Source organism: Variovorax sp. efr-133-TYG-130, from assembly GCF_030208835.1.
In the GTDB taxonomy this organism is placed as follows: Bacteria; Pseudomonadota; Gammaproteobacteria; order Burkholderiales; family Burkholderiaceae_C; genus Variovorax.
On sequence record NZ_JARVTD010000047.1, the window covers coordinates 45,326 to 52,786 of the forward strand.

Annotated in this window: 6 protein-coding genes and 1 pseudogene; 5 read left to right on the forward strand and 2 right to left on the reverse strand. The window is 58.5% G+C overall.

All coding sequences use genetic code 11. The features are described 5' to 3' along the window. Positions 1–8: 8 nt before the first annotated feature. From QRN67_RS32155 to QRN67_RS32175, 5 genes are all read left to right on the forward strand, one after another. Positions 9–770 (forward strand): SDR family oxidoreductase, encoded by a 762-nt coding sequence (locus QRN67_RS32155; protein ID WP_285415056.1) that lies wholly within the window; start codon positions 9–11, stop codon positions 768–770. Positions 771–788: 18 nt separating this feature from the next. Further along, positions 789–1,763 (forward strand): VOC family protein, encoded by a 975-nt coding sequence (locus QRN67_RS32160; protein WP_350226990.1) that lies wholly within the window; start codon positions 789–791, stop codon positions 1,761–1,763. Between the two features lie 93 nt (positions 1,764–1,856). Next, positions 1,857–2,819 (forward strand): Bug family tripartite tricarboxylate transporter substrate binding protein, encoded by a 963-nt coding sequence (locus QRN67_RS32165; protein WP_285415058.1) that lies wholly within the window; start codon positions 1,857–1,859, stop codon positions 2,817–2,819. A gap of 140 nt (positions 2,820–2,959) precedes the next feature. Then, on the forward strand, positions 2,960–4,771 hold the full coding sequence (locus tag QRN67_RS32170) for an FAD-dependent oxidoreductase (protein ID WP_285415066.1): 1,812 nt from the start codon (positions 2,960–2,962) through the stop codon (positions 4,769–4,771). 10 nt (positions 4,772–4,781) lie between these two features. Next, positions 4,782–5,096, forward strand: a complete 315-nt coding sequence (locus QRN67_RS32175) for an NIPSNAP family protein (protein WP_285415059.1) — start codon at positions 4,782–4,784, stop codon at positions 5,094–5,096. A 199-nt stretch (positions 5,097–5,295) separates the two neighbouring features. Here the strand turns inward: QRN67_RS32175 and QRN67_RS32180 are convergent, their stop codons facing one another. Further along, the gene (locus QRN67_RS32180) at positions 5,296–6,303 is read right to left on the reverse strand and encodes a porin (protein ID WP_285415060.1); all 1,008 of its coding nucleotides are present in this window, start codon (positions 6,301–6,303) and stop codon (positions 5,296–5,298) included. 799 nt (positions 6,304–7,102) lie between these two features. Continuing rightward, positions 7,103–7,411: pseudogene (locus tag QRN67_RS32190) on the reverse strand (integrase core domain-containing protein); the annotation flags it as partial. Between the last annotated feature and the right edge of the window lie 50 nt (positions 7,412–7,461).

Here is a 7,461-nt window from a genome sequence, read left to right on the forward strand (position 1 = left end):
GGATGTCCATGACCGCAACTCGTAAGGTGTGCTGGATCACCGGAGCCTCCAGCGGCATTGGCGCCACGGTTGCCAAGGCGCTGGCGCTTCAAGGTCACACCGTCATTCTGTCGGCACGTGGACGTCCCGCGTTGGAAGCCCTGGCGGCTGAAATACGGGAAGCCGGTGGCATTGCAGAGGCCGTGGTAGCCGATGTCACTCAACACGAAGAGATCTGCAAAGCTGCAGAGCAAATCCTCTCTATCCATGGGCGCATCGACGTTTTGGTCGCCAATGCAGGACTCAACGTTGGAAGTCGGGCCTGGGGCGTTGTGTCGATCGCGGACTTCGACAGGTTGATTCAAGTGAACCTGAGCGGCGTCTACTACTGCATCGATGCAGTTCTGCCTGGGATGCGAAAGCACGGAGGAGGTCAGATTATCAACATCGCGTCGTGGGCCGGAAAGTTTGCGAGCGCCAAGCCTGGTCCGGCGTATACGTCGGCGAAAACGGCGATCGTGGCGCTGACAGCGAGCCTCAACATGTCGGAATACATGAACGGCATCCGTGCATGCGCGATCTCGCCGGGAGAGGTTGCCACACCCGCCATGGCAAGGCGTGATCCCCCAGTCCCGCAACCGGTACTGGATCGAATGCTCCAGCCCGAGGATGTCGCTGCCGCGGTCGCGTTCGTCGTCGACGCGCCAGCCAGAGCCTGCATCAACGAAATTGTCCTCTCGCCAACTTGGAATGCGGCGTTTGGCGCCCCTGCAGTCAAGGCTGCAGCGTGAATGAAAGGGTCAACTGAAATGTCACCAATCACTGCGCTGGGGTATGTGGGCGTTCGAGCTCCACGTCCGAGCGATTGGCTGAAAATGGGGACGAAACTCCTTGGCCTTCAGGTTACTGCTTGCTGTGACGAGTACGCAACCTTTCGAATGGACGAGCGTGTTCAGCGGCTGACAGTTGTGCCCGGCAGCGAAGGCGGAGTGGCGTTCCTTGGATGGGAGGTCGAGGACGCCGAGGCGCTCACCAGACTCTGTGTGGCACTTGAGCAAGCAGGCGTCTCATGGCAATTCGAGACCAGCGAACTGAAGCATCTGCGCGGTGTGACGGAACTGATCAGTTTTGCGGACCCGTGCGGAAATCGACTGGAGGCCTATTGGGGAGCCCTTTCAGCTTCGACGCCCTTTGTCCCTGGACGATCGATCTCTGGATTCGTAACTGGCAACTTGGGCTTGGGCCATATCGCCCTCACCGTCAGTGACCTCGAGCCGATGCTTGTGTTCTACAGGGACGTTCTGCAGTTCCGTCTTTCCGATTGGGTGGTGCATCCATTCCCGGTGCACTTCTTTCATGTCAACGCTCGACACCACAGCTTTGCGATGGTCGGCACCGGGGTCAACGGCGTTCACCATCTGATGCTGGAACTCTTTCAGCTGGACGATGTGGGTCAAGGCTACGACCGTGCGCTATTGGAGCCGGGCCTGCTTTCGGTGACGCTCGGCAGGCATTCGAACGACCTCATCACATCTTTCTACCTGAACACCCCGTCCAAGTTCTTATTGGAGTACGGCTGGGGAGGCCTCAATCTCGACGACGAAACCTGGGAAACCCGCGAGCTGGTGGAAGGTCCCAGCATTTGGGGGCACGAGCGTTCCTGGCTTCCGCCAGAAGGGCGCAAAGAGGCCTTGCGGATGCGGCTGAAGGCTGCTGACGACGGGATCCGTGCGCCAGTTCACGTTCTATCCGGGAACCACACCCTCCCGAAACGACAGCAATGACCGCATGCCATACGAATCCTGGACGCAGTTCTTATATGAGGCGATGAGTCAGACGCCTTGACGACCGTAATCAATAAATCAAGAGAGACATAAATGAACCGTCGTAACTTTGTCGCACTGGCCACGGGTGCCATGATTTGCGGATCGGCGATCTCGCAGGTCGCGTCCAAGAATGGAGTCATCACGATCTACGTGCCTTTCGCAGCGGGAGGGCCAACTGATGTCATGGCTCGAGTTTTGGGAGAGGTGGTTGGTGAGCGTGAGGGACAACCGGTGATCGTGGAGAACAAGCCAGGCGCCGGCGGGCAACTGGCTGCGTCCGCTGCCAAGCAGGTCCGCGGTGACGCAGTGAGCTTGTTGATTGGAGACTGGGCAATGCTCGGCAGCAATACGACGTTCTACAAGAAGCTCTCATACGATCCAATCGCTGAGTTCCAGCCAGTGACGTCGCTGCTTTCGTTTCCGATGGTTCTCTACGTCTCCGCCACCAATCCAGCAAACTCGCTCAAGGACTTGCTCGCGCAGAGCAAGACAAAAGGGCTCACCTACGCGTCGCAAGGTCCTGGGACCGCCGGGCATCTTCTAGGCGCGATGCTGCAACGCCAATCTCAAATCGACATGCAGCATGTCCCCTACAAAGGCTCGGGTCCCGCCATGCAAGATCTCCTCGGGGGACAGGTTTCGATGCTCTTCGATGGTCTTCCTGCGGGCCTTCAGCATGTCAAGGATGGTCGGCTGAAAGCCCTTGCCATCACGTCGCAGAAACGATCGGAGTTTTTACCAAACGTGCCCACCGTGGCCGAAGTGAATGCGCCCGAGTTGGCCATGGATGTCTGGTTCGGCATCGTCGCACGCAACGGCCTGCCGAAAGAGACGATCCTGCGACTCAACAAGGATTTCGTCGATGCGCTGGCAGCGCCGAAGGTCGCTGCCCGTTTCAAAGATCAGGGGTACGACATCATCCCGATGAGCTCCGAAAAATTCGGCGCTTTCATGAAGGCTGAATCCGCGCGATGGGGCGCGGCGATCACGGCCAATCAGATCTCCGTCGACTGAGCGGCGATGTGAAGAGCGAGTAGTCAGAGTACTCGGCGAGATATTCCTCTTGGGACTCGCCGACGATCAACCAGAACATGTCAGCAAGGCGGCATTTGCGATCGAATCAGTCAGTAAAGAGAAATTTGGAGAACGAAATGATGCGGGAAGAATTCCAGACCGATGTTCTGGTCGTAGGCAGCGGTCCCATGGGAGCCACTACTGCACTTGCGTTGGCCACATACGGCATACGCGTGCATGTGGTCAATCGGTACAACTGGACGGCAAATACACCTCGGGCGCACATAACCAACCAACGTGCAATGGAGGTTCTTCGAGATCTTGGGATGGAGCAGGAGGCTCGACGCGATGGCACTCCCTGGGAGTGGATGGGAGACATGCTGTTCACAACGAGTCTCGCGGGGCCAGAGATCGCTCGGCTAAGGACGTGGGGCACAGGAGACGATCGGAAGAGCGACTATCTTCAAGGAAGCCCCTGCGCGTTGCTTGATCTGACGCAAAGCAAGATGGAACCGTTGCTGGTGAAAAACGCATCTGCGCGTGGCGCGGTGTTTTCCTTTAATACGGAGTACTTGGGTCACCAGCAGGACGGCACGGGGGTAACCGTCGAATTGCGCGATCGTCTGGAAGGTCGAACGTACACCGTCAGGGCCCGCTACCTGGTGGGGGCTGACGGCGCTCGCTCCAAGGTCATGGAGGACGCTGGCTTGAAGCTAGAGGGGCATCTGGCGAGAGCCGCAACAGCCTATATCAGCTTCAAGGCAGACCTGACTCGACACGTGGCGCACCGACCGAGCGTGCTCTACTGGATCATCACTTCGGATGCCGCTTTCGGTGAGATCGGCATGGGGCTATTGCGAGCTGTTGAGCCTTGGACTGAGTGGATAGCAGGGTGGGGGCTCGACGTCAGCAATGGCGAGCCTGATCTGTCCGATGCTGAGATTCGACGAAAGATCCGCGTGATGGTTGGTGACCCCGACCTTGAGTTCGAAGTAACGAATAAATCGATCTGGTATGTCAACCAGGCATACGCTCCAACCTATTCGTCTGGCCGAGTTTTCTGCGGAGGTGACGCCGTGCATCGGCATCCCCCAACCAGCGGCCTCGGCTCAAACACCTGCATTCAAGACGCCTTCAATCTCGCCTGGAAACTGGCCTTCGTCATCAAAGGGTATGCCGGTGAGCGCCTTCTTGACTCGTATTCGGTTGAGCGCGCACCAGTCGGTGCCCAGATCGTCGCGCGCGCGAACCAATCCCGCCTTGACTATGGTCCGCTGAACAGGTGCTTTCGAGACACAAGCGCCTCGGACCCCGTCGCGGCTGGATTGCGGAAGCTTGCCGAACCAGGAGCCGAGGGCGTAGCTCGGCGTGCGGCGATGGCTGAAGGCCTGAAAGGAAAAAGCTATGAATTCAATGCCCAAGGTGTTGAGTTGAATCAGCGCTATGTTTCCAAGGCTGTCCGCACGGAAGTCGACGTCCCACTGGAGGTTTGGAATAAGGATCCGCAGTTGTTTCTGCAAGCCACCACCAGACCGGGTGCCAAGCTGCCTCACACCTGGTTGGTCGGACGGGACGGTCGGCGGGTGTCGACGCTTGATCTTGTCGGCAAGGGTAAATTTTCCTTGGTCACCGGATTGGCGGGCCAAGTCTGGGCGGAGGCTGCGGAAAAACTCGACCTTCCATTTTTGAGAACTGTGGTGATCGGTACGCCAGGAGCGCAGGACTCTTATTGCAGTTGGCACGCTCTACGAGAAATCGAAGAGGCGGGCGCCTTGCTCGTCCGGCCCGATGGCTTCGTTGCGTGGCGGCACTTCACGGCAGCCGGCAACGTGGACCATGCCATGAGCGAACTCGGGGGCGCGCTGTCCGGGGTTTTGGATTGGCCGTACGAACCAAGCGGTTGCGAAAGCCCGCCTGCAATCAGCGTTTTCCCTTCTGAAGCCACTGTTTGAGGAGTCAAGAATGATCTACGAAATTCGCACCTACACCGCGCATCCAGGAAAGCTCGGCTCGTGGCTCCCTGTGTTCGAAGCCCAGCGGTTGCCACTGTTATTGAAGCATTTAGGAAACTTGGTCGGCGCTTTCACCCCCGACACCGGGAAGCTCAATCAGTTGGTTCAGATCTGGGCCTACAAGGACTATCAAGATCGAGCCGACCGTCGGGCTGCGCTGTGGGCCGATCCCGAATGGACAGATCCAAGCAAGAACACCTCCGACGCTTTGCAGGCTCAGGAGTCAGTGATCCTGACGCCCACAAAGTTCTCGCCGATGAAGTGAAGCTCTCGCGTGTTGAGGAACGCCAATCCATGGGTCGCTGGTCGAGATCTTCAGTCGATTTGAGGCGCCGATCTATCGTTGAGATAAGGCGGCTTTGCTGTGCCGGGGGAACTGTCGAGTTTTTCGAAGCTCAGCGATTTGGGCAGTTGGCTGTTCCGACCATGTACGGGATGGGTGCCAAGCAATCGCTTGTGGGGGTCTAGAAGCGGTGAGTGATGCCCATTTGCAGGCCGCTGGAGGACCGGCCGGCAACCCCGCCTGGCGAACCTGCGGTCGCGAAGCCGGCAGCCCCTTCGTTCTTGATCATCGAGTAGGTGCCATAGATGTCCGTGCGCTTGCTGAGTGGGTACACGTAGCCGATCCCGTACTGCCGTGCATCGTCGTTCGACACGCTGGTGCCGCTGCGATTCGACTGAGCAACGGACGCCAGCAACTGGCCGGCGCCTGCCGCGACAGAGACGCCCAGAGTGATATTCGCCTGACTGTCGCCCAAGCGTTGTTGCTTGTGATAATTGACGAAGAGCTTGACGGGATTCAGCACATAGGTTCCACCAGCTGCCCAAGTCTTGTATTTGGCTCCTTGTGTCGACGTGCTGCCATAGGCGACGGCGACGTTCACCGGACCTGAGGCCCAACCGATGCGAGCCCCAGTATGGCGCGCGCCGTCAACCCCCTCGCCGAACGCATAGGTGGCTTGGCCATAGATGCCGGAGGCAGTCTGCGGCAGGTGATAGGCGATTGAATTACTCGCCCGCACTGCAGTCGTTGCATTGGCATATCCAGAAGGCCACCCCAGAATGATGTTGCTGGATCCTGCTACACCGACCGTGCCAAACGGCGTGAAGTTGGAAATGTTCCAGAACGTCGGTACATAGTCGCGCCCGAGTCTTATCTCGCCCCAATTTGTGCTGGACAAGCTAAGGGTCGAACGGCGGCCGAAGTACGCGCCGGAAATGCCTCCGGTATCGGGGACCAACGCGGACTCCAGCCAGAAGCTCGCCGCGAGGCCGCCGCCGAGGTCTTCCGTGCCTCGAAAACCCAGTCGGCTGGGTAGCTTGCCGCCCTGGTCCATCTGAGTAGTCGTGGCATCACCGGCCTTCGCGTGCGTGATATTCAGGTCAACGATGCCGAAAATGGTGACGGATGATTGAGAAAGTGCAGGCAGGCAACCTGTCAGCATGGACACTGATATCGCGATTCGTTTCAATGGGTCTCCTGTAGTTCTTCGTAGTGATCGTCGCGTTTCGTACTACAGGGCTTGGGGCCGAGTACCGCGCTGTCGACGGCTGCGAGTCTGTCGGAGAGAAGAGCGCTACATCAGATGGCAGTGTCGTCCTTGCGATGCCTGTAGGTGATCACCGCTTCCATCACGGTTCTGCGGAATCCATCAGTACAAATGCAATTCGGCACGGTACCGCCGTGCCACGGTTGATCCAGACGTGATTGGTCGCCTGTTGCATGCTTACCCCGCGGGTCCGATAACGCTCGTGGTCCCGATGGCGGCAGGCGGCACTTCCGACGTGGTTGCGCGGGTACTGGCCAGGAGCATGCAAGACAGCCTGAAGCAGCCAGTAATCAATTCCAACAGCGCCAATGAAGCGCCGCCCAGCCGGTCGATAACCGTGCCGCTACGCGCAGGCCGCCGAAGTCGGCCACCCGATGACATCCCTGATGTTGATGTAGTTTCAAATGCTACCCGACGGTGATCGAGCGAACGGCTTTGACATCTAGTGGATGTCAATTCTGAAGACAAGAATGGCCATGGCCAGGTTGTCGAGGACTTCAAGCCAGTCGACGAGTTGCGGATTACCCACTCTTCATCATGATCGGCGCGGCCACTAAGGCCAAGGACCTGCAAGCGGTGCCGGGGTAGGGTGCGATGGCACATCTGGCTTGCGCAGCCTTCTCATCAGCGGCCGGTATCGAGTTGCTCGTCGTTCGCTATAAGAGCACCGGCATGGCCAAAGTGAATCGCCCCGGCTTTCGTGGAGGCCGGTTGGTTTAAGTCATGCCGCCGCCGTGGCGGCCTGACTGGCGAGTTGCCGGTAATAGTTTGCCTCAGCTTCTGCAGGCGGGATGTACCCGATGGGTTCGAGCAGGCGATGGTGGTTGAACCAGGACACCCATTCGAGCGTTGCGAACTCCACCTCCTCCTTGGTCTTCCACGGTGCACGGCGATGGATCAACTCGGCCTTGTAGAGGCCGTTGATCGTCTCGGCCAGAGCGTTGTCATAGGAGTCGCCTTTGCTGCCCACCGACGGCTCAATGCCAGCCTCGCCCAGTCGTTCGGTGTACCGGATGCTGACGTATTGGGCGGATTCAACCGGTCGTCGCAACACCTTCAATCATGGAGGTGTTATGGGAA